The organism is Photobacterium gaetbulicola, assembly GCF_003025515.1.
GTDB lineage: Bacteria > Pseudomonadota > Gammaproteobacteria > Enterobacterales > Vibrionaceae > Photobacterium > Photobacterium gaetbulicola.
In genome coordinates this window covers 113,566-135,543 of record NZ_PYME01000018.1, presented here as the reverse complement: position 1 = coordinate 135,543, position 21,978 = coordinate 113,566, and the positions used below count along the sequence as shown (strand labels likewise).

Annotated in this window: 20 protein-coding genes and 2 pseudogenes; 7 read left to right on the top strand and 15 right to left on the bottom strand. The window is 44.7% G+C overall.

Annotation, left to right across the window (positions count from 1 at the left end):
- Positions 1-442 precede the first annotated feature (442 nt).
- The 6 genes from C9J03_RS16575 to C9J03_RS16550 all read right to left on the bottom strand — a co-directional run bounded on the left by C9J03_RS16575 (position 443) and on the right by C9J03_RS16550 (position 7,172).
- Positions 443-2,521, bottom strand: coding sequence for a DUF4962 domain-containing protein (locus tag C9J03_RS16575; protein ID WP_044620649.1), 2,079 nt, complete (start codon positions 2,519-2,521; stop codon positions 443-445).
- 238 nt (positions 2,522-2,759) lie between these two features.
- On the bottom strand, positions 2,760-3,239 hold the full coding sequence (locus C9J03_RS16570; RefSeq protein WP_044620648.1) for a GNAT family N-acetyltransferase: 480 nt from the start codon (positions 3,237-3,239) through the stop codon (positions 2,760-2,762).
- Between the two features lie 106 nt (positions 3,240-3,345).
- Positions 3,346-4,620: a lipase family alpha/beta hydrolase gene (locus C9J03_RS16565; RefSeq protein ID WP_107291730.1), complete on the bottom strand. Its 1,275-nt coding sequence runs from the start codon at positions 4,618-4,620 to the stop codon at positions 3,346-3,348.
- Positions 4,621-4,765: 145 nt separating this feature from the next.
- Positions 4,766-5,815, bottom strand: a complete 1,050-nt coding sequence (locus C9J03_RS16560) for a phosphotransferase (RefSeq protein ID WP_044620646.1) — start codon at positions 5,813-5,815, stop codon at positions 4,766-4,768.
- A 15-nt stretch (positions 5,816-5,830) separates the two neighbouring features.
- Positions 5,831-6,388, bottom strand: a complete 558-nt coding sequence (gene sigZ / locus C9J03_RS16555) for an RNA polymerase sigma factor SigZ (RefSeq protein WP_231580613.1) — start codon at positions 6,386-6,388, stop codon at positions 5,831-5,833.
- A gap of 85 nt (positions 6,389-6,473) precedes the next feature.
- Positions 6,474-7,172, bottom strand: a complete 699-nt coding sequence (locus tag C9J03_RS16550; protein ID WP_044620645.1) for a glutathione S-transferase family protein — start codon at positions 7,170-7,172, stop codon at positions 6,474-6,476.
- A gap of 194 nt (positions 7,173-7,366) precedes the next feature.
- Between C9J03_RS16550 and C9J03_RS16545 the strand changes: the two genes are divergently transcribed.
- Entirely contained in the window at positions 7,367-8,332 is a 966-nt protein-coding gene (locus tag C9J03_RS16545) for a helix-turn-helix transcriptional regulator (RefSeq protein ID WP_211300772.1), read from the top strand.
- 179 nt (positions 8,333-8,511) lie between these two features.
- Here the strand turns inward: C9J03_RS16545 and C9J03_RS16540 are convergent.
- Positions 8,512-8,841: pseudogene (locus C9J03_RS16540) on the bottom strand (DUF3332 family protein); the annotation flags it as partial.
- A gap of 557 nt (positions 8,842-9,398) precedes the next feature.
- On the opposite strand from C9J03_RS16540, the gene C9J03_RS16535 reads away from it, so the two are divergent.
- Positions 9,399-9,896, top strand: a complete 498-nt coding sequence (locus tag C9J03_RS16535) for a PadR family transcriptional regulator (protein ID WP_052829567.1) — start codon at positions 9,399-9,401, stop codon at positions 9,894-9,896.
- Complete coding sequence (locus C9J03_RS16530; protein WP_044620643.1) at positions 9,893-10,126, top strand: hypothetical protein; 234 nt, start codon at positions 9,893-9,895, stop codon at positions 10,124-10,126. Before C9J03_RS16535 ends, C9J03_RS16530 begins: the two co-directional genes overlap by 4 nt.
- A 219-nt stretch (positions 10,127-10,345) precedes the next feature.
- Here the strand turns inward: C9J03_RS16530 and C9J03_RS16525 are convergent, their stop codons facing one another.
- Positions 10,346-11,299 (bottom strand): hypothetical protein, encoded by a 954-nt coding sequence (locus C9J03_RS16525; protein WP_044620642.1) that lies wholly within the window; start codon positions 11,297-11,299, stop codon positions 10,346-10,348.
- Between the two features lie 775 nt (positions 11,300-12,074).
- On the opposite strand from C9J03_RS16525, the gene C9J03_RS16515 reads away from it, so the two are divergent.
- Entirely contained in the window at positions 12,075-13,565 is a 1,491-nt protein-coding gene (locus tag C9J03_RS16515) for a putative glycoside hydrolase (protein WP_044620640.1), read from the top strand.
- Positions 13,566-13,630: 65 nt separating this feature from the next.
- Here C9J03_RS16515 and C9J03_RS16510 read toward each other — a convergent pair whose 3' ends face one another.
- Both C9J03_RS16510 and C9J03_RS16505 read right to left on the bottom strand, forming a co-directional pair.
- Positions 13,631-14,386, bottom strand: a complete 756-nt coding sequence (locus tag C9J03_RS16510; RefSeq protein WP_044620639.1) for an alpha/beta hydrolase — start codon at positions 14,384-14,386, stop codon at positions 13,631-13,633.
- Complete coding sequence (locus C9J03_RS16505) at positions 14,383-14,766, bottom strand: DUF2784 domain-containing protein (protein ID WP_044620638.1); 384 nt, start codon at positions 14,764-14,766, stop codon at positions 14,383-14,385. The genes C9J03_RS16510 and C9J03_RS16505 overlap by 4 nt, the downstream gene beginning before the upstream one ends.
- 391 nt (positions 14,767-15,157) lie before the next feature.
- On the opposite strand from C9J03_RS16505, the gene C9J03_RS16500 reads away from it, so the two are divergent.
- Positions 15,158-15,532, top strand: a complete 375-nt coding sequence (locus C9J03_RS16500; RefSeq protein WP_044620637.1) for a hypothetical protein — start codon at positions 15,158-15,160, stop codon at positions 15,530-15,532.
- 364 nt (positions 15,533-15,896) lie between these two features.
- Here the strand turns inward: C9J03_RS16500 and C9J03_RS16495 are convergent.
- The 3 genes and pseudogenes from C9J03_RS16495 to C9J03_RS16490 all read right to left on the bottom strand — a co-directional run.
- Positions 15,897-15,977, bottom strand: a pseudogene (locus C9J03_RS16495) (glyoxalase); the annotation flags it as partial.
- 13 nt (positions 15,978-15,990) lie between these two features.
- Entirely contained in the window at positions 15,991-16,425 is a 435-nt protein-coding gene (locus C9J03_RS27325) for a putative iron-sulfur cluster-binding metallochaperone (RefSeq protein WP_420813015.1), read from the bottom strand.
- A gap of 152 nt (positions 16,426-16,577) precedes the next feature.
- Entirely contained in the window at positions 16,578-18,101 is a 1,524-nt protein-coding gene (locus tag C9J03_RS16490; protein ID WP_052829566.1) for a sulfatase family protein, read from the bottom strand.
- A 493-nt stretch (positions 18,102-18,594) separates the two neighbouring features.
- Between C9J03_RS16490 and C9J03_RS16485 the strand changes: the two genes are divergently transcribed.
- Positions 18,595-19,347, top strand: coding sequence for a sulfatase/phosphatase domain-containing protein (locus C9J03_RS16485; protein WP_052829565.1), 753 nt, complete (start codon positions 18,595-18,597; stop codon positions 19,345-19,347).
- A gap of 56 nt (positions 19,348-19,403) precedes the next feature.
- Entirely contained in the window at positions 19,404-19,679 is a 276-nt protein-coding gene (locus C9J03_RS16480; RefSeq protein ID WP_044620636.1) for a hypothetical protein, read from the top strand.
- A gap of 134 nt (positions 19,680-19,813) precedes the next feature.
- Here C9J03_RS16480 and C9J03_RS16475 read toward each other — a convergent pair whose 3' ends face one another.
- Entirely contained in the window at positions 19,814-20,347 is a 534-nt protein-coding gene (locus C9J03_RS16475) for a porin family protein (RefSeq protein ID WP_044620635.1), read from the bottom strand.
- Between the two features lie 228 nt (positions 20,348-20,575).
- Complete coding sequence (locus tag C9J03_RS16470) at positions 20,576-21,898, bottom strand: membrane protein (RefSeq protein ID WP_044620634.1); 1,323 nt, start codon at positions 21,896-21,898, stop codon at positions 20,576-20,578.
- Positions 21,899-21,978: the final 80 nt, after the last annotated feature.

The window sequence follows — 21,978 nt, the reverse complement described above, 5'->3', positions numbered from 1 at the left end:
CGCCTCCGCTTCCTTGAGAATGGCAATGATCTGCTGTTCGTTGAATCGCTTCTTCATATTCACCTTCCTTCTTATAAGATGAACATTACTAAGTTATGGCTGGATTAGAAAGCGGGGAGCAGGTCACATCGGCTCTGGCGGCCTACAAGTTATCGTTGGTATGGGGAAGGTCGATAAAGTGGCCCAGGAAATGAAAAACCTGTTGAACTAATTCCTTGGTGAACAGATAACTTGGTGAGCTAATAGCTTAAGGACCAACTATCCAAACGGTTCCCCCGAGAGTGAAATGTTAAACACATCAATTCCCCCTGGTGTACAAAATGTTTCGCTCTCACCCTATCTGCTGGTCTTTAGTGACATATGACAGCAACAAAAAGGTCCTAGGTTTATCAACCTAGGACCTTTTCACTGTCTCTCAGACAGACGTTAAACAGTTTGGCTGTTACAGCTCGATAGTGACCGTTTCGCCGTCAACAGATAGCATCAGCGTATTGCCTTCAAGCTTGTGAGACACCTCAACCTGCTCGCCGTTATTCTTGTTTGGAACAAGCAGCGTTAGGATGTTGTGCTCTTTAGCCGCGCCGAACTCGACTTCTACGTGACGGTGGATGTCTAGATCCTTGTACTCGTATGGGTCAACCTCGCCGAAACCTTCAACGTTCTTCACAGAAAGGATGTTGTCTGCAGACTCGTTGATGAAGTTCACGTCTAGGTGCGCATTCTCACCGCGGATAGTGAACGAGTTGTCAGCCACTTCGTTTGCAAACGTGGTGTGCATCAACCAAGTCATGTCTTTCTCTTCAGAAAGCGTCGCCTTGTCCTGCATCACGAAGACTTTGCCCTGTACGAACCAGATCTTACGCTTGTAAGACTCGATTTCAGGGACGAAGTACTGGTATGAAGCCGTCGCATCACCTTCAACCATCTTCACGTCAGACTCAGTGTCGAAGTCAGTGATCTGGCCGCCAGCTTCGATACAGAAGCGGTCTTGGTGGTTTTCGTAGCCAGTGTTTTTGTTCTCGCCGTACTGACCCTTGCCGCCAAATAGAGGCAGATTCTTAGAGAACGTTTGACGACGCCACTTGGTGTGCATGTCTACACCGAATCCACCGTAGTAACCAGTGATAGCTGCTAGGGTCTCACCGAAAGCGTGCAGGGTGAATGCGTTCTGGTCACCGTGTGAGTGAGAGATAGAACCAAATGGTGAACACTTGAATACCATGTGAATGTGGTTATCACGCTCAGTCATCTTGTTGTGGAACGCCGCCCAACCTGTGATTGGGAACACTTTCAGCAGTGGGTCGTTAGACGGTGCTTTCTCTTCAGGTGCATCCCATAGGATGTTGAAGCGAAGATCGTCGTAGCCGAAGTCCCACCAACCGAAGTTGTAGAATTTAGTATGTGCTTCAGTATCACGACCTTTAAGCTGGTTGTAGTACCAAACGTACTCAGGCTTCTGGTTAACACCTGCGTAGTGCTTGATGTTGTAAGCCAGTTTTAGGCCAGGGAAATCACCGATTGAAGACTGGTCACAGAAGCTCGCACGCTTAGAGTGAACAGGCATACAGTAAAGCGGGAAATCACCGGTGTTTTCGTAGAATGTCTTGTTGAACATATCTACGCCACAGTAGGCTTTCAGCAGATCGAACGCTTCGCCTAGAAATGCTGTCTGGGTGTTCCAGTAGTCAGGGCCTTCAGCCCAACCGCCGTCTTCACCGCCCCATGGCGGGTAGTGTACTGCGTAGTACTCTAGTGCGTAAGCAATGTACTCACCCGCTTTCGGGTGGTCATGGTATAGCGCGATACAGGTTGGGATGATCGCAGAAGAGATAGAACGAACACCGTGGCTGTTCAGGGGGTTGTTCAGCAGATCGACCGTTACTTTCAGGTGATGCATGATCTCGTCTAAACGCTCAATCAGTGCATCTTGAACCTGCTGGCGCTCTTGGTCTGTGAAGTGAGCGTGTAGCCAGTCGTAACCCCAAGCCATTGCAGCGATAACACGGAACGCAGCTTCATCGTTGTAGCCGCGAGAGGTCACGCCTTCAGGATCATAAGTAGACAACTTCAGAGTCCACGCTTTTGCTTTCGCGATCAGCGCTTCGTCTTCTTTCACGATACCCGCAATTGCCAAATTACGTGTTGCGTTAAGTGCCATCTGGCAGTCAACGTACATTTGACGCCAGTAAGGACGCCATAGCGACGCTTTACCTACTGTTTCTTCTGGGTAAGGCTTAGGCTCTGCGTATGGTTCGGTGTCAAGGAACTTAACTGTCGAGTTGTTCCAGAAATCGTCGAACATGCAGTATGACTCGTCAGCCTGCACCTTCGCTTTAAAATCTGCCAGATCTTTCGCTTGAACCAGAAGACGAGGACGCTCTTCGCTCAAGTTGTCTAGGAAAGAAAGGTCGAAGTCACGTTTCTGTACTTCGATAGGGAGTAGGTCTACAAGGTTACCCGCTGAAGTATCGTTCTCCAGCTTCATCTTCCTGATCGCATCAAGAGACTTTTGGTTGCTCATGCTAACTCTCTTATTCAATAAAAGTGTATGGGGTGGCGAAAAAATTAATTGATGCTATTGTAATACAATAAGGTAAATAATCACTACTCTAACATGAATTTTTACTTATTTCGTGACATGCTTATATGCAACAAAACACAACAATAACGAGATAACCAATCCTCCTTCCCAGCCTAGCACTGGGTAACAAGGAGGACTGATACAGCGTGATTGAAGCAAGAATGGATAAAACGAAGAGTTAGTGGGCTCTAGACTGAAGTGTCGAGAAACACTGACGGGTTACCGGTCCCCAATACGGATCCTGGAAGATATCTTCCACATAGTGTTCGTGGGTGAAGGCACCGATTGCCCTACGCCAAAAAGCAATCGCGTGTACAGCGCCTTCAATTTGCTTGCTTTCCCAGTCACCGGGCATCATGGTGAACAGTTGATGGGCAAATTGCTGCCCCATCTTATTCTGGCGGAAAACAGGCACCACATAGAAATCACAGACTTCATAGTGGCCTTGTGAGGTTTCCGCAATAGCTGCCAATCCTGCCGGCGCATTATCGATATAGAGTAAAAAGCCTCTGACATTGCCGCCAATCAGGGTGTCCCTAAAGAACAGACCATTCTCATCTGGCACCTTCTTGGTATAAACAGAAAACTCAGCTTCATAAGGCTGCGATAAATTGAGGTATACCTGCATATTGCCTTGGTCGACGTTCACTATGTTCACAATACGGCTCTCTTTGCTGACAATAGTTACTAGCTTTAAGCTTAGGCTATGGGTATACCATCCTCTGTACAATTGATAAGGCTATTGAATCACAAAGACTTTTCTTTCACTTGGTATCTTCCGACTTAACGTTATTTGCTAACCACATTTCAAGTTGTTGGGTAACCTGCGGGTCGCTCAATAACTGATTATGGTTCATTTCATAGAATATTTTCTGGGATGGCTCGGCAAACATAAGGTGGTGCTCGACTACTGAGTGATGCCCCAAAGCACTGTTTAGTGGTACAAGCCCATCACCAATCAATCGTTCCGCCAACACGCTTCTTTGTGTTGCAGTGGTGGCGGCAATCGCAAAACAATCAATGCCCTGTGGTAACGGCACACCAATACGCCCATCGGGTTTATTATGAAAACGATCGACACCTTGCCAGTCTTGATCGATCACATTGCCGTAGCGTAAATCGGTGATCCCTGAACTACGTAGATTACTGAGTAAATTGAAAGGGGCAGTGTAAGGTGTTTTACTCAGGATAATGCCCAACTTATTACCTATCCGCTCTAAAGGCGCACCATGATGAGGCGTCCCCAAAAATACCAGGTTTTTCAGCGTGTCGGGCCACGTCATTGCCTGTTCCTGGCCATAATACACAGCACTTCTTGCCACTAACCCACCCATGCTATGGGCAACAATAGACAGCTCTTCTATCGGTGCTGGCCAGTTTTTGACAAACTGCTCAAGCAGATCCGATAGTTGCCTGCCGTTTTGCGAGGTATGCAACCCGGTATTATAACGAAGATAAACGGGGGTATAGCCTAAAGACGCTGACAATTGAAGGCCATGATCAACCTCAACCCCGTCATGCTCCCCTTGCCAGAGGCGATCATTCATGCACAGCCCATGGATCATCAGCAGTACTTTCGATGTCGCTTGTGGAATTTGGCCGGCGTGTAAATCGTCCAAAGACAATGGCTCTTGCTGGTAATAAAAACTCATTGGGATCGCAAATTGATTATCTTGTTCAACCAGCCTATCACCCATCACCCCATTAAGTGCCGACAGCACTGAAATACGCTCCAGAGTTTCCTTTTTACCTTCGTCGAAGGACTCAAGCCAAGGCTGTTTTTTCTCTAGGACTTTATCGATTCCATTACCCAGTAGCTCGGTAATTTTGTAGATATTTTTATAAACAAACCCTGTCAGACCCCGGGTTCTGTCCGGGGTTGACCCACCCGGCACGCCCATCGTACGCCAGACTGACTGGTGCACCCCTTCGGCGATCCGAGTGGTACTTATTGCTGCCTGGGTTACGAGCTGCCCGATCCCTCTAAGATCCGATGCGTAGAAATGCTTGAATCGCTTTGTCGAAGCTTGGTTATCCACTAAGAACTCCATTTCGCGTAATTATAGGAGAGAAACGCGTGGGAGCAGCTCATGTGCACAAACATAAGCCACCAAGCTTATAGTGAGGAAATAATCTAGAAATAAGAACCTAGATTATGCAAACAGAGCAACTTCGTGCAAAAAGTTATTGTTTTACCGATTTTACCAACCACTTTAGCGCTGATTCAGTAAGTTGTTCAGTATAAGGATTTATCTTCCAATGATCGGGGCACCACCCTTTCATAAACCGCTGGAAGTCAGCCCAGGCAACGCAATACATAGGGCGCCATTGCTGCTCGACATCATTGCCATCAATCTCTGGGTGGTAGTCAAGCAATGCCTGCTTCAGCGCAGCAAAATACGCATCAAGGTAACCTTGAACTTTAGCCTCGTTATTAGCCACACTTTCGTTAAAATCGAGCACACTGCTAAGGAACAGGCACACATCTTTCATGCCACAGCCGCCACCGACATACTGGAAATCGACGGCAGCCACTTCACTAGCCTCAGGCGTAAAACAGAAGTTAGCCAGCTTGGCATCACCATGCACCAGTGTCTGGTATCGGCTATGTGCTAGCGTGCTATCTAAACGCTCAGCAGCGGCTTTGAGTGCTTGGTCTTCTAGCACGGTCAACTCATCCGGGCGAGTGGCCAAATGCCAATAGGTACCTGTTGGCCAAAGCCCTTCCGAGTGGGTATCAGGATTTGCTGCTCGAGCCACAAACTGGGCATGAACCATATACTGGGCGTGGAACTGAGCCAACCAGCGTAAACAGGCCAGAAGAGAAGGCTGCTCGATACTTTTGTGCACTTGGCTGTATCCCGATACCGCCAAATCTTCCAGCACCAACAAAATCTCATCGTCATGCTGCTCCACCAGCAAACACTGAGGCACCGGCGCCTTACATTGGTTTGCATAATGTCGATACCAGTTCACTTCGACTTGGTAAGAGTCCAATTTTCGCTGATGAGAGCGGGATGTATTCCATCCTCTGGGATGCCCAGGTGACTGCGCTTCGGAGCTTGGCAACAGGATGTATTTCACAATCACAGAAGGCATACTGCCCCCGTCGAAATACAGCCTTACCAGCTCGCCATAGCCACTCCAAAGGCTTTGGATATGCTCAACGTTAGCGACACCTTCAGCACCTAGTGACTGAGCGACTTTATCAATGATGTGTGATGGGATATTCATAATAAAAAACAGGATCTAGCATTCATTCCTACACTTCTTCCTTTGTTCGAAGTCGATAATATTACCATGACTATCAACCTTCACCTCGCAGCATTCATTGAACAAACGGTTGAGCTTTTCACGGCTTTTCTGCACCCGAGACTTCAACGTCGAGTATTTCATTCCATGCTGTTCGGCATAGTCTTTTTGCGAGGTGCCATTGAGTTCAATCTCACTTAACAGCTGCGCATCTTCTTCAGGCAAGGCTTGGATAAACGGCTGAATACAATGCGAGAGCTGACTGTGAATACTTTCCCCACCTTCGGTATACCAAAGCTCATCTTCGGTAACATCTTTGCTTCGTGCCCGTTTACGGTAGAAGTCGATAATGGTGTTATTGGCCAATTGAAACAGCCAAGATTTCAGCTTGTTCTTGTCTTTAACCGTACCGATCTGCTGGTAAGTCTTGATCAAAATATCCTGCAACAGATCATCGACATCATCCGGACACGATACGTTCGAATGCAAAAAACGCTTAAGGCTCGTCTGGTATTGCTGCCATACATCCTCAATACGAATTGTACTTCCAGGCATCTCTCTCTCCAGCACAACTACTCTCCAACGCAAAAAGGCTATGGGTATCCCCATAACCTTCCTAAATATAAGATATGACTAAATTTTAGCCGCAACAACTGCTTGTGGTACACGCCGTGCTACTTTGCAACTCTAGACCTGTTTTCAGATAGGTATCTGACAGATAGAAGTTGGTGAAATGCTGCTCGAAATCCTCGGCCACAGATGGTTCAACCAATCCAGACGCCATAACCGCCTGCTGCCATGCCTGTGTTTTCGGCAACCCACACAAGAAATCATAACCCGTATGCTGTTTGATAATGTGGGCCCGATGAAGTAAAGGCAACCAAGCGATATCAACATTGCTGATACTATCTGATTTGAAGAAGCGAGTTTGACCTGACAACTGTTTTTCTACCTTGGCAAAAGCGGTAACAAACTTCTCGTTACGCTGTTCAAAGGTTGCCTTGTCTTTGCTGCTCATGGTGCCGCACTGGGTCATGTAGTTCTTGGCACCCAGGTAACTCCAAGCCCTATCAAGCGCACGTTGCTCATTAGTCACCTCAGTTTCAAGCGGTCCATACTGATCCTCAATGTATTCAATAATGGCATCAGACTCGAACAGAGCCGTTCCAGATTCGGTGATAAGCAAAGGGACTTGGCCATTTGGGGAAATATCCAAAAACCACTGTGGCTTGTCCTTCAGGCTAATGTACTCAACCCCGTAAGGAATATTGCGGGCCGCCAATGCTGCAGTCACACGCTGGACAAATGGGCAGATTTTGAAGCTAACAACTTTAAGCATTTCGAACTCGCTGTGATTGTTTATCTACCATTAAGACGAACGCCATCAGAAAAAGACGATAAAAAATAAAAATATTTGCTCAGTCTCGATTCATACCACGAAAAAGACACTCAAGCAGTAAACCCCGCCTCATTCAGCCACTCTCAAGGTGCATTAATATACAGTTTGAGCATAATTCAATGCACTTTCATCTCATGAGATCATTACCAGTTTGCCGCGCAGCTCTCAGTAGACCATTTCTTCGCTTCCTCGATGAACACGGCCGTGATCCCTCTACGTTTTTAAAGCAGTTCAGTATTGATAGAAAGACATTGGTAGATCCGTCTCTTTACCTACCCTCGCACCTGTTAAGCGTGCTTATAGACGCAGTGGCAAAGTCGACCAACCACAACGATCTAGGTTTCTACGCTGCCCAGTTCATTGATAAGGGTATACTGCACCCAAGTTTAGAAAATAAGTTACTTGGTACCGACGATCTGAACAGCTTCCTGCATACATTGATTTCTCTTCGGCATCTTCAAGGCTCACATTTCCAACTATGGCTGGAATACGAGGGTCATGAGCTGCGTATTTGCCACTCCAGTTCATTGACAGAAACCAACCGAAGTTACGGCCATGCCAATGAATTTACGTCCTTTTTCATTATCAACCACCTAAAAAGAATACTAGGGAGCAACTGGCAGCCCTGTTACTTGGCGTTCCACCATCAGTGCCATCCCAAAGCAAAAATTACCGGGCAAACAGTAAACAAAAAAGTAATCTATGGTGCGAAAAATAACTTCGTGCCGGTGTTGATCGATATCGATCGAGTCCCCGCTCCAGCGTACGACCTGAATAAGGTAAATGAAGGTGCCTTAACAAGGCTGACGGGGGTAGTTGATACTTTCTGGGAGCATGAGGCGTTCAGTATCGAATTTGTTGCCCACCTTTTCGGTGTTTCAGAAAGAACACTTCAGCGTGTTTTTTTGAGTAATAACACTACGTTTCGTGACTATGTAAATAAGAAGAAAATCGAAAAATCCACGCAACTGCTGAACCAGGGGTATAGCGTTCAAAGCGTAGCAGAAAAAATGCGCTACTCCGACCCTGCCAATTTTTCGCGCGCGATGAAAAAATACCTCAGTCTTACGCCAAAACAATATCTAAAACAGCGGTTATAAAAAAGCCCCTGCGCAGAAATAGCAGGGGCAAGCCTAAGAGTACCAATATTACATTGTTTTTATATGCTATAAAATAGATAAAACATGATTATCATCTATTTTAAAACGAGAATATTCGATCATCACTAGCATCTTTGATTATAGGCAAATAGTCACTTTCATTCTGATGAGCTAACTTTAATAGGAGCAGAATGCAGTGACTCATCGATATTGTTATTGATATCCAACCACGTATCCGTCTTTGTATCAAAGATATGAGCCTGACCACTCACAGGGTTTTCACCAGTCCAAAACTCCAGCGAGTTAAGTACTAGATAGTCAGCACTCACAGTAACAGCATATAACGGCGACATTGCGATATTCAAACCACCACGAGCATAGCGGTTATCCACAGCTTTTACGTTATATTCCATTAACTTACTGGTTGCGACATTACTACCAACACAACCGCTCAACAAAACGGAAGCGACACCTGCAATTACACATCGTTTAAAGTTATTGTTTGTCATAATACTAAAATAAAAATAAAAAGGGGGGGAGATATTCGACGAAGGGAATGTTATCTTCCCGGAAGAATTCGTCTACCACAACAGATAATTATTGTTATAGCGGTTACAACTTTAGAAAACCGTTCTTATTTGTCGCAAAATGACCTGTACAAATTCAAATATATATTTAGAAAACAATCATCTCCCAAAATCCTCATCACCACAAAGCAATAAAGCGCAAGCAACACATTATCGCTACTTGTCCTACATAACAGTTCTTACCGAATATTACTGTGCTCTGTTCTTTTCGGCCATCACATGATTTGAAAACGGTCACAATTCGAAACGTTTCAATTGATGGGGGTGAAATTATGCTGTAAAGTTCATACCAGACCAGCACAAAAACACACCAATTATCGTGTTTTAGGCTGAGTATTATTCCCCCATAACTGCAAATGATGAAGAAATCGTTAGCAGATGTGGAAATTGGTCGTACAACAAACCGCAATATACCGGCTAGAAGATAAACTAAAAATTAAAATAATAATATGTGCAACAACAGATTTAGAAGAGGATATATGATAGGAAATCTAGAAGTCGTCGTCTTAGCCAACTTATTAGAAAGTGAGGCTACCGGCTATGATCTTACAAAAAAAATCAATCAATCACCTTGGAAATCCTCACACCAACAAATATATAGAACTTTGTTAAAACTGAAAAACAGAGGATATCTCACTTGCCAAGAAGTGAACCAAACAAACAAGCCAGATAAAAAAGTTTATAAAATAACCCCAAAAGGTTCGAGTGTCGTAAGTAGTAAAAAACTTCAATCAGCAACGATAAAAATCCAGCAGGATGAAGCGTACTCAAGGTTAACCTTGGGTGATCCGCAATATTTTATCGACATGCACAGTGAATTAGTTAAAAAAATATCTGAATTAACAAAAATAAGAAATGATTCTGAACCTTTAACCCAACTTGCAATAGACAGGAAGATCAACTTACTCCACGCAGATGTTGAATGGTGTAAATATGTTGTCAGAACTTTATCGAACGGAATAAGGGTCGCGGCATGAATTACATCGCTATATTCCTCGATGAGACAGGAAAAGAGCTATCCAATAACACCACCGGACAATACATCAATATTCAACTTGGTGAATTTAATGACATACATCAGGCCACAGATAGAGCACGCCAACTATTTGATGGCTATGAAGTTGAAGAAGGTATTATTTGGAGCAAGACTGGTTGCGGTGGTCTTTTAATTACTTCCGACAGGAAAAACAATAAACATTTTCACTAATAACAGTCAATATTACGTCTAATTATTTTAAGTATTGATATATATGATCCCTAGACTTTCGAGCTTTACAGCAGGCAAGATGTGAAAGTCGGAAAAAACTATCCCCAAGCAACTTCCATTGGTTGGGGATAAACTATTCGCAACTATTGATGTAGTGCACAAGCCAATAACATTCAAGCATCAGGTTAACGATGAAGTTTACAGCTGAATCACCTTTATTTAGAATGACAAGTTGAAACCTAGTTTTGCATTAAATCCATTCTTATCAGTTTCTTTGTCAATTCCGGCTTCGTGAAGCTTCACTATGGAATAACCAAAATTAGCAATAAGTTTCATATTTTTATTAATGGGATAGTTATTATTCAAGTTGATTTTAACCGTTTCAGATCCACTCAACTTTACTCCCGCTTCATTGTAGTTATACGGTGTGCTGATTTCAGTCACAATACCTTTCCAATGCTTGATACGCACAGAAGGTTTAACAGCAAAAGCCCGGCGACGGAATTGAGGATCTGAATTATCAACATAACCATTACGCGTAAACTCAAACCCGAAATTCAATCTAGAACCATAGCGATATAAGTAGTTGGCTTTTACTTCAAAGGTATCAAACTCTTTGTTGATATTTTCATTTTCAGTTTCTTTCTCAACCATGCTATAAGTATAAACTGTGTTCAGGCCATGCTTGCCATAGGTAAACTGTAAGCCAGGACGAAGCTTGATTTCTGTGTTGGTCAGGCCTGCATCGGGATCAGACTGATGGACATAAACCGGCTCTGCAAAAAAGCTAAACCAAGGATTCACCCATTGCTCGTAGCGAGGTGCAATGGTGAAGTTCGTCTTCTTGTAACTGCTTTCCTGTTCAATGCCTGATTTATTTTGGATCTGACTCAATACATAGCGGATCCGCCAATTATCATGCAATCTTGTCGAACCATCGGCAACAACATACTTGATATTCTCTGTTCTGGCGAAATAGTCCGAAACCGTTTCATTGTATTCCATACCAGTAAAGAAAGAGGTTCTCTTGGGTATATTGTAAGTTGAGTATTCAGGCACTCTCCGAATGATATCGACATCATCTTCCATGATGAGAAACTCGCCGTTATCTGCTGCGTTGGCATAACCGGTACAGACCAGAGAACCAAATAATATAGGTATAATTTTATTCATAGTTATTCCATCTATAGTGCGTATATATCCAGTTTTAAAACGCATTATCATCACAGCTTGATTCCATCATTTAGAACTGCGATGTGTGCTTTCAAAGCCTTCATAAAGGCAAAATCCTTTGCAACAAAAACACCATCGCCCAAAGTGCTAAATGCCCCCCCCCTATCAAGCTTTGTAAGAAACAAGCAAAAGGATAAACGTTTCGACCACTCTTCACAACTACCTATTACCATATGTAAATCAATGTAAATCCCCACAAGGCTGCGTAATTACTGGCCTTGAAAGCAAAATCCCCCTCGCAACCAAATTCTCATTATATGAGTCACATCACAATCAAACTCTGTTATTTGGCCGTTAATATCATGAAAAGTTTGAATTTACACTGTAAGTTATGCTTCTTTCCTACCTCCTAAACGACCAAGCATGTCAACCAACGGTCGCAGCACGTAACACGATTTATGTCACACCATGTAATAAAATGTGTTCAGTGGTCACACTTTACCGCTTTGCTGTGTTGTATCCCAGCCACAAGTGCAGTATGTTTCAAACAAACAGAATAGAAACGTTTCAACTTGTAACTAAGTAAACGAAATGGAAGTAAATAGTATTTTTTAGCAAAGCCAGGCGGGAAAACAGCGAACTCAAGCAACCAAACAATACATCCCAAAAAGCGTTAAGGGATAGCTTTTCCAAATTATTCCAAGAAAGAATGAAAAGAATGGCACCAAGCTACAGCAGGCAAATCCCCCTACATCGATTTAACAGGAGATAGAATATGGAAGTTAAAATGAAATACTTGGCGCTTTTAACCGCGGCAATCCTCAGCCTATCGGGTTGTGTCGAAGACGCTAAAGACAGTAATGGTAGCGGCAATAGTGGCGAAGTCACCAACCCAGACGACGGCGGAGACAATAGCGGAGGGGATAATGGAAGTGGTAATGACGAGGATCTCAAACTTCCAAGAGAAGTCGCTATATATTATCCAGATGCTCCGGATCAAGAAGCTACAAGTCCATACGCTATTTACCTTATCGATAAGGACGACAACGCCCTGGCTGTCAGTGGCGATAACAACATAGTACACGGTAATATCACCGTAGCAGGCGAAACAGCCATCAAGGAACCGCTAACCGTTTCAATTACCGACGACAAAGCCGCCATTGTCTTTTCCTCAGATGGTAAGGGATATGATATCAATGCCGCCAACGGTAATGAAAACAAGAACGGCACACTCCAATTTAAAGTTAAAACCAACAATTTCGATGTGCTCAATACCGCTGATGAACTAAATACTGTTTCACTCACTATGGCATCCGGTGAAACAAAGGCAACTATCGATATTACCAGTGCAGTATCTGCTTCAATCAATGCAGAACAATCGCAGTTGATACGTGTTCCGCTCACCTGCTTCGAGGAGCAAGGCTTAGATATCAACGCTGTCGACGTGGCAATGTCACTGGAAACATCCGGGTCGATTGGTTATGAATTCAGTGATGCCCGTATCATCGCCAACTCCATCACAGAAAAACCTGGCTCGAATAACGTACAGGGCTGTTTAAATAATGGTGACTCGATTGTTCTCACTGAAGATACTTCAGTGCTAGCACAAAGTATTTACCGCGGCTCAGCATGGGTGCAAGAAGGGCAAACGAAAACAATCAGCACAACTCGTGGTAAAGCCATTCAGCTAAACCCCGGCAATTCAACCGACGAGGGTACAATCCGTTATAATGGCATTCATTACACCGCCGCCAACAATTGGGATCCAAGCAGTCGCAGCCTGCTCATATTTGCCATCGATTTGGCAAAAAACCTCCAGGACATGGCCGTTTCTCGTTTAGATCTCAGCCACTATATGGATGGCACACTGCAACTGAAGTACTTCATGCCAACCAATGCCATCGACCTACCAGCAGGGGCTGACACCTATCTAGTCATAAAAATGGAAACCCCAATAGTCAATGCGACTGGCGAGACCACAGGTGGTTATCCGAGCTCGGAATCTGTCTTTTTTAACCTGACAAAGGCAGGGGTAAACAAGGGGCAAGCATCTGATATTGAGCTACCAATCAAAGATTTCTTCACCAATATAAACGGTGCCGTGAGCTTCAATGCTTTGCAGTATGTTGAGAAATTGGTAACCCATATACAACAGGGCGGTCCGGATGAAGCGCCCGTTTATTCTAACCTAGCTGAGTTCAAATATGGCCTAGCCGACATCAAAGTCGTAATGCCTACCCATTCTCCAGATACGGTAACAGAGTAAGTCTTAACCATTTCCCACCCACAGGACCAACGCTCTTTTGAGTTGGCTCTGGGGGGTGGGATGAGCTAATCCAATGCCCGCTTCAGCCCTGACACGTAGGCTGGAAATTGCGAAATAGTATTATGACCAGCCCCCGTAATGACAACCACCTCTACCAACTGATCGCCAAATTCATCGATGAGCTGATCGGTTCTCGACCTGTGGATCACCCTATCCTCCCCTGCAATAAAGATATAGGTTTGAGCCGTAATATCTTTCACCCTATCTGCAGATCGGTATCTGTCTTTGATCACCAAGGAAACGGGGAACATCCAATAGATATCTTTTGCGACATTTTCAATGCTATCAAATGGGGTCACCAAGATAAGCTTGTCCACTTGCCGATTAGCCGCCACATATGTGGCAATACCTGAACCAAGACTCCTACCCATCAGGGATACTGAATCATGTTTACTTTTCACTGACTTAAAGATCTGTACAGCATCACTATATAAGACCTTCTCTGTAGGCGTACCTATGTTGTTTCCATAACCTCGGTAAGGGATCAGATAAATGGTATGATTCGGAATTACCGCCCTGAACAATGGAATATTGGCTTCAATACTTTCTGCGTTCCCACCGTAATAAATTAACGCCTCAGGTTGCCCCTCATTAAGCACCCACCCTAAAAGCTCTTCCCCATCAACAACAAAGCTGATATTCATCTCACCATAAGCGTCACTGGCAGGCTGGGGATAATAGAGAAACTGACGTTGCAGGGAACAAAAAGTAAGAGCAAAAAGTGCGTAGAACACCACTAAGGTAACCAATATGCATTTCATTCCCGCCACCTGTCATGCCTGAGCTTGCACCAGTAATATACGAGCGCATAAATAACGATATTGATCCCTATAGCCACCATCCCCAGCAGAAACTGAACATCAAAACGTAATCCAACCGGGTAAATCACAGGAATGATATAGTGCTCGACAAATCCTCCCGGATAACCTTCGCCACCTGCCGCTTGCCTCAATTGATTTTCCAATGGCGTTAGAGGGCAGATCCAGCCTTTGAAACTGATCACAGCAACCCATAGCGCTGCCGGAACATGAACCAGTAGCATATAGCCACGCCATAGCACCAGCGAGCCTCCGAGCAACGCAAAGATGATAAATAAAAGGTGCAGTATTACGACAAGGTCTGCAAGCATCCGATAAATCATGAACCATCCCCCTTACCCTGGACAAACATAGCGTAAAAAGCAGTAACTGTTATCCACATTTGGGTCTAAGTTTAGAAGTTATACCGACCTGCAACTCTTGGGTTCATAGGCGTTATCAACAAAACTTGGGGACTGTTTCTGCTGAACGTTATGGGTAAATTTCCCCTGACAAATTTTGGCCGCAAAGTTTTTAACGTCGATAGCTCTATCACTTCACTAAACCCAAAACAACCAGGCTAATCGTATTCGCTAAGTAAACTGCATTACCTCGTACTACATTGCATACACCAACATCATCCGTGGTAATCCAGTTTTCAATGTCTATTGAGATAGTATTTTGCTAGAAAATGCGCATAATCTTGCTATACGACACACAAAGAAGAAAACACCTATGACTGATTTTCAATATTACTTTCACCAACTTCCTTGTTTTAACTGTAAAAAAACCAAAGTAAGCACTGATCTTGGCTGGTTAACGGCCGCGATGAAAGAGGATGTCCTAGCGCAACTGGCTGAGATTATCGCGCAAGGCAACGTTGAACCAGATCTTTCGGTGAACGTGACTTGTACCAAGGACGAAGCGCGTGATTACTTATTGCTAAATTTCTACGGCTACTCAGAAGAGGAACTCGCGAATCAGGTTGAAGCGGAAGATGAGCAAGAAGTAGCAGATGAAATTGCAGAGCTACTGGCCGAAGGTAACGAGACAGCAGTCTTTGAGCACGAAATTGCACTACAAAGTTGTACTGATTGTGACATTGATTAAGCATCATCACTAAACTTGAACATGTTCATCTAGCATAACATGATGTTCTATTTATTTAAGGCGTTAGCAGAGTAGAATTTGCTAACGCCTTTTTCGTCTCTTCGTTATTGAGTTAAGCAAAATTCAAGAGCAGGTATTGTAATTTGCCTATCGCAATTTCCTATACCTTAAATATTCGCTGGAATGCTCATTTAACTAAATCACTGACTCACCTCAGCCCATTACTTACTCGCTGTATATTGAAGCGCATACTGAGGCTATAGCGTTTGCCGTAAAGCGGTTTGTCTAACTTAGATTAAAACGCGAAAAGGACTGGTATTTCGACCAGTCCTGATAATTAACTTCGTCTTAATGACTAAGAGCACTATTGCTCGTAATCAGATGCGTAAGTATCTTCGTATGAGTGCGAATAAAGCTCGAACAGGTTGCCAAACGGGTCTTCCAGGAGTAGTGCGAGGCTAGCGACCGGCCTTTTTAGGAAAGTCCGCCAGGCAACATTTACCTGATGGGTTTCTAGCCTTGCATGAACAATTTCCACTCTTTTTCTCTTGGATCACGAACTCACGTATTCGGGGCTCATCCTGAATGTCTTCTCTCGTAATGCCGTAGCAATAACATACTAAGGCATTGCTGGATAATGATTTGATACCCACTTTATTACGCACCGAGCCAACTTCGATTACCGAACCGTCCTGGCCAAAATACACCACAGGGCAATCTGGATCGGAGCAGAAATAATATCCCTGGTTCTTAGGCCGCCACATCCAAGGAGACTTAATATGATGCTTGATGGTTTCAGGGGAGACCACGTTGTATTGCTTTCCGTTTAACGGACAAACATGCTTTTTAGAGAAAGAGTCCGTGCAATTAGATTTGGAGCAACATTCGGACATACCAAATTCCTTCGTTATGTTAATAACAGGGATGATCTTTAGCTCACAGTAAGCCTTCACCATACTAGAGCAGCGATCAAGCAACAAATAAAAAGAGCAGCAGTTATTCACTGCTGCTCTTTCGGCCACTGCAATTATCATTTATTGATGACTTATTTTCCGCCACTCAGTTGGCGGTGGATTTTCTTTCTCTGCCTTGTTTCAGCCTGTAACTCTGCGGTGCGGCTTACCAAGAAATCGTTATCTTCACGTTTTTGGAACAGCTCTAACAGGGGATCATGATATTGTTCCATATGCTGTCGCATCATTTCTGCTATTTTCATTTGCTGTTCTTTGAACTCGCTTTTGCCTGCCAGATTGTTTGTTGCATCTGGATCGGTGCGCAAATCATACAATTCGGTCACAGTACGATTGAGGAAAAAATCGACCCGTTCTTTGATTTCAGGATTATCCGAAGCCAACTTCTTCATGGCTTTAAATGTATCGCTGTTGTTCGCCGATGTTTTGTAAACCCGGCCCCCAACAGCCCAAGGGTTGAAGATATACAGCCAGTCTGAATTTTGCACTGCCGCCATCGGGAAAACCCGACCACCAGCATTTTCGTGATACTGAGTAAAAACATAGTCACGATCTGCCTGGGAATCGCCTTGTAATAATGGCAAGAAGCTTCGGCCATCTAGCGAATCAGGGATCTCGATACCCGCAGCATCGAGCAAGGTCGGCATTAAATCCACCATCGAAATAAAGTGTTCATCGTCTACTGACGCATCGATTTTATCCGGCCACCGGACAAAGAATGGCGTATGGTTGCTATTGCGGTAGACATTGGATTTTGCGAACGGTGATGCAATACCGTTATCCGACAAGAACAGAACAATGGTGTTATCGCTCACCCCTTTTTCATCTAACACTGACATCATTTCGCCCACAGTGTCATCTAATCGCTTCACGGAACTGAAATACTGGGCCAACTCAACCCGCGCCTCGGGGAGATCAGGAAGAAAGCTGGGGACCTGTATTTCATCAGGCTGATAGATCCTTGAAGGCCTCTGCTTTCCGTTGCGTTCATAGTTAGGGCTGTCGACAAAATAAGGACGGTGGGGATCGTGAGAGTTTGCCATCATAAAGAAAGGCTTGTTGTTCGCCTTTGCAGAATCGATGAATGCCGACAGGTGTTTACGGTACAATTTCGGCCCTCGGCCACTGCCTATTTCAGCCTTGTCCTTACTGTAGTCCCAGACATAATCATCAACGTATTTCGGTGTCGAGTGATTGACCTTGCCCAGAATACCTACGGTATATCCATTATCCTTGAGCTCCTCGGCCAAAGTGGGAATTTCCTGGGTGGTTGGGTAGAATCCGACGATCCCACTGCTTTGAATATAGCGCCCTGTCGCTATCACCCCCCGTGATGGTTCACAAACAGAAACTGTTACAAAAGCATTGTTGAAGCGGATCCCCTGGCTGGCCAAACGGTCCAGATTGGGGGAAATCTCAGGTACGGTAGAGCCTGTCACACCCAATGATCCATAATCCATGTCATCTGCAGTGATCAGCAAGATATTCGGCGCAGCCGTTCCAACCCGAGCTGGTTGAGCTGACATCGATGGCGCAGAAGCCACCGAAAACAGCATCAGCATTGCGGTGGTTAAAGCATTTTTTTTCGTGGCAACCATTGTGCACTATCCTTTATATTTCTTTGCTATCCTTGAATAACTCCCGCTACACTTCCGTTTTATTCGGATAACCTAATGATTTAATTAACCAAAGTATCCTACCTTCAACTACAAACGATACTTTGCCAGCAAGCCGCACTGTACTCCTCATCAACAACCACAGAAGTATAAACGTTTCTACAGAACACCTTGTGACAAAGTTAACATTTACTTCTTTCAGCGATCAATACGAGCCAGTGTTTACTCGGAAAGTGGATGTAAGCCACAGAAAACGTCGAAAAAGTCTCACTTTTCAGCAAGAAGAAGAGGAAAAAGCAGACATACATCATAATTATGACATTCCCCTCTCCCCTCCAATACACGCACAATTGCTCCACTAGATTGAAACGTTTATATTGAATGAGCTCCCAATAAAAACAGCAAGCCGCTCAATCCTCAACCCATTCGAAGTTTAACCATGTAAAACGAATTCGTAATCAAGGAACAATACAAGATGCGCTACGGCTACGTGCCCCCAGCAGAGAAGAAAGCCCGGACCGAATATAACTACCAGCGCTTTATGAAAGAGTATGCGGCAGCGGCCGTTACCGTCGATGAAAACATCGGCCGGCTACTTGATTGGCTTGATGCCAACGATCTCGCTGACAACACCATTGTTGTATATAGCTCAGACCAGAGCTTCTTCATCGGTGAACATGGTTGGGCCGAGAAACGCTATATGTATGAAGAAGGGATGAAAATGCCATTCATCATTCGCTGGCCGGGCCATATAGCACCGAACCAGCGTCCGCAGGCGATGATCCAGAACATCGACTTCGGTCCGACTTTCCTCGATGCTGTCGGCCTGGATACGCCAGAGGAGATGCAGGGTAAATCTTTCCTAAACGTATTGACCGGTGAGCAGAGTGACGCCCAGTGGCAGAGCGAGCGTCCCTACGTGTATTACCACTACTACATGGAAGGTGCACACAACGTGCCTCGTCATGATGGTGTGCGCAGCGAACGCTACAAGCTGATCAACTTCTACTCGGAAAACAACGGCAAAGGTGAATTTGAACTCTATGATCTCGAAGCTGATCCGAACGAACTCAATAACGTCTTTAACAGCCCGAAATACGCACAAACCCGCGAAACCATGATGAAAGAGCTCCACGCGGCCCGCAAGGAATATGACGTTCCCGATAATGTTTACCAAGCGCCTTATCCCTTCATGACGGCTCAAGAGAAGAAGGCGCTCGGTTATTAACGGCCTTTGTCCTCGGCAGCTTTTGGCTGCCGGGGAGCGGAATAATATTCCTTGATGTGTTTACCGGCAAGGATAACGATGCCCAGTGGCAGAAAGAGCGTCCTATCGTGCACTACCACTACTACATGGAAGGTGGCCACAACGTCCCACACCATGACGGAGTGAGAAGTCAGCAACGTATTCGAAGACCCGACCCGAGGTACAAAGAGGTTGGCAAGAACATGATGGCTGAACTGAAAAAAGCCCGAGCAGACTACCAAGTTCCGAATGATGTTTTCGTGGCACCTTACCCGTACATGAACCGCAAGGAGCGAAAAGCGCTAGGCTTCTAAACTATGTAGTTGTTTAGTTACCAAAAAATACCCCAAGAGCAATACCCCAATGAACACAGCACCTCAATAACCAACGTTTTCACCGGGGTATTTTCTTTCTTGGTTTTCTTTCTCAGCCTTCTTGCTCAAAATGGCTAGAAGCGGCGATCCAATGCAAGCGTCACTTGCTGAGTTGTATCCAACTCATGCAGGCTGCCACTAACATCCATATCCAGATAACGGTAAGATAAATCGACACTCCAGTTTTGGGACAGACGATACTGCAAACCGACTTGGCCGCCCCATGTGTAGTGAGTCCTTCGCCTGTCGTCAAATTCATTGGTGTAAAGCCCCACCGTTGGCCCAATAAACCCAGCCAGCCGACCGTCAAAAGCAAACGGCAGCATATAGTCATAAGATAACGTCATGAGGTGCATATAGTGCTTGTACTTTTGATCATCAGCAGTAACGTCATCATCCTTATAAGAATAAGCAGCAGTAATACGCACATTCTCTTCAAGAATCGCCCCAGCACGAACCTGAAAATGAACACTCTCACTATCTGTTTCTAAGGTACGTTTGATCTCGTCTTGCTGCCAACCAACACCAGCGCCAACAAAAAAATCTGCAGCCAAAGCTGGTGTCGCCACAGCTATCGAAATAATGCTAATCAAAGTCAAACTTTTCATTATTCACTCCTTTCTCTGCTGTAACATGGAAGAACAACTTCATGATACTAAGCTGGTCAGCAATATCTTTGCACTTGATCTGAGTTTTTACTCTAATTTTATTTTATTAGTGCGTGTACAGTATTGATACAGGAACTAGGCCTTGCTATACCGCCGACCTATTCCCTTACCTTGGCTATGACAATTATTTCGATCGCTCATAGCATTACAAGACTAACCTGTTGCTATTTATTCGTTATTCGGAGTAAACGACTTATAAATATCCTTTAAATCAGGATATAAACCTTTATGTTTCAGGTACGTTTTGACCTGCTGGTTAATACTTGTCGCCAAGAATGAACAAACAAACATCCCTTGATCGAGAGAAATCAATTTCGACGACATATTGCCTTTTGTATCGACGGCATCAAACCAGCCATAAGGCGATTCAATATCTGGGTGCAACTGCTTGATTGATTGTAGATGTGCGATCGCATCAGGTGGATTAACCATAAATGATAGGGCTGTTGCATGAGGCGTCCCAGTATTGCCACCAGCAATTTGTAGCTCAAAACGGACTGCGGCTTCCGAAATAGCGGGCACACCGAAAGCAGCATAACTGTCATCGGTTGTGGCTGCCGAAGAGACAAAGGGGATCTTGTTTTGTTCAGAGTGCGCCTGTTGAACCTTCGTCATATCTTCGATGATAGAGTAATCAGGGATAAGGCACCTTTCATTGAGCCAAATGGCAGGCAGCATGCCTTGGAAATAGGCGCCATCCCAGGTCAACATCGGCCGAAGTTTTTGCCCGTTCAAAACACAGGTACCGGTATAGAGCTCCATATTCTCGAACGCCGACTTGGGAACAGGACTACTTGTACCTTTGGTGATCAAATGGGCCCAAAGCGGTGCCAAACGGCTTTCATTGGCTTTTCGGTCAATATAGTACCCCAGAGGAGCGCTATCCTTGGCCGACCAGCCGGCATAAAGGAGATCTCGGGTTGGCTCATAGAGCTGTTGCCAGCCGGGAATTTGCCGCTGCAAAATGTCGTCAATCTTTTTGACGGCACTTACCGCCAACGCATCAGCTGAATCAAAGAATGCACCAGAAACCGCAGTGAGTGCAAAGGCCAAGTTTGCATTATCAACCGCCGGGACTATTCCTTCCTCCTGCGGTTTCAGTTGACCTTCGACAATATCATATGGCCAATAAAACAAGCCATTCCAGGTTGGCGCGCCAAACAAGACATCTAACGTTTGATTGATCCTAACGAGCGCGGCTTGATGACCGTTTAAATAGGCTTCCGTCAGAATATTCAGGTAGAGCCCAATTTCGGTGGTATTGACATAGTATTGGGGATCTATATCAGAGCCAGCAACAAACAAGGTATCGAACGGCACCTTAGCTTGCTCATCGACACCGACGCCATCTAAGAAAAAATCCAAATTGGTTTGAAGCTCTTGTTCAAAACCAGATGGATAAAAGTGTTTGCGCAAAGAGAGTTCGGTTACTTTATCGCTGTTCGAACGGCAAGAATGAGATGGACTAAGAACTTGGATGTTATGTGGCATAGTCGGAGAATGCTTTACAATGTCATGTCAGATATTGGCCGAACATACCATAGGCTCCCCTTAACTGACCTAACCCGGTT

Bases quoted from the DNA above. Each gene is read 5' to 3' on its own strand.
- C9J03_RS16505 (WP_044620638.1), bottom strand. From the start codon at position 14,766: ATGATTTATCGGATGCTTGCAGACCTTGTCGTAATACTGCACCTTTTA.
- C9J03_RS16515 (WP_044620640.1), top strand. From the start codon at position 12,075: ATGGAAGTTAAAATGAAATACTTGGCGCTTTTAACCGCGGCAATCCTC.
- C9J03_RS16500 (WP_044620637.1), top strand. From the start codon at position 15,158: ATGACTGATTTTCAATATTACTTTCACCAACTTCCTTGTTTTAACTGT.
- C9J03_RS16575 (WP_044620649.1), bottom strand. From the start codon at position 2,521: ATGAGCAACCAAAAGTCTCTTGATGCGATCAGGAAGATGAAGCTGGAG.
- C9J03_RS16490 (WP_052829566.1), bottom strand. From the start codon at position 18,101: ATGGTTGCCACGAAAAAAAATGCTTTAACCACCGCAATGCTGATGCTG.
- C9J03_RS16530 (WP_044620643.1), top strand. From the start codon at position 9,893: ATGAATTACATCGCTATATTCCTCGATGAGACAGGAAAAGAGCTATCC.
- C9J03_RS16475 (WP_044620635.1), bottom strand. From the start codon at position 20,347: ATGAAAAGTTTGACTTTGATTAGCATTATTTCGATAGCTGTGGCGACA.
- C9J03_RS16470 (WP_044620634.1), bottom strand. From the start codon at position 21,898: ATGCCACATAACATCCAAGTTCTTAGTCCATCTCATTCTTGCCGTTCG.
- C9J03_RS16525 (WP_044620642.1), bottom strand. From the start codon at position 11,299: ATGAATAAAATTATACCTATATTATTTGGTTCTCTGGTCTGTACCGGT.
- C9J03_RS16535 (WP_052829567.1), top strand. From the start codon at position 9,399: ATGATAGGAAATCTAGAAGTCGTCGTCTTAGCCAACTTATTAGAAAGT.
- C9J03_RS16545 (WP_211300772.1), top strand. From the start codon at position 7,367: ATGAGATCATTACCAGTTTGCCGCGCAGCTCTCAGTAGACCATTTCTT.
- C9J03_RS16560 (WP_044620646.1), bottom strand. From the start codon at position 5,815: ATGAATATCCCATCACACATCATTGATAAAGTCGCTCAGTCACTAGGT.
- C9J03_RS16510 (WP_044620639.1), bottom strand. From the start codon at position 14,386: ATGAAATGCATATTGGTTACCTTAGTGGTGTTCTACGCACTTTTTGCT.
- C9J03_RS27325 (WP_420813015.1), bottom strand. From the start codon at position 16,425: ATGTCCGAATGTTGCTCCAAATCTAATTGCACGGACTCTTTCTCTAAA.
- C9J03_RS16485 (WP_052829565.1), top strand. From the start codon at position 18,595: ATGCGCTACGGCTACGTGCCCCCAGCAGAGAAGAAAGCCCGGACCGAA.
- C9J03_RS16550 (WP_044620645.1), bottom strand. From the start codon at position 7,172: ATGCTTAAAGTTGTTAGCTTCAAAATCTGCCCATTTGTCCAGCGTGTG.
- sigZ (WP_231580613.1), bottom strand. From the start codon at position 6,388: ATGCCTGGAAGTACAATTCGTATTGAGGATGTATGGCAGCAATACCAG.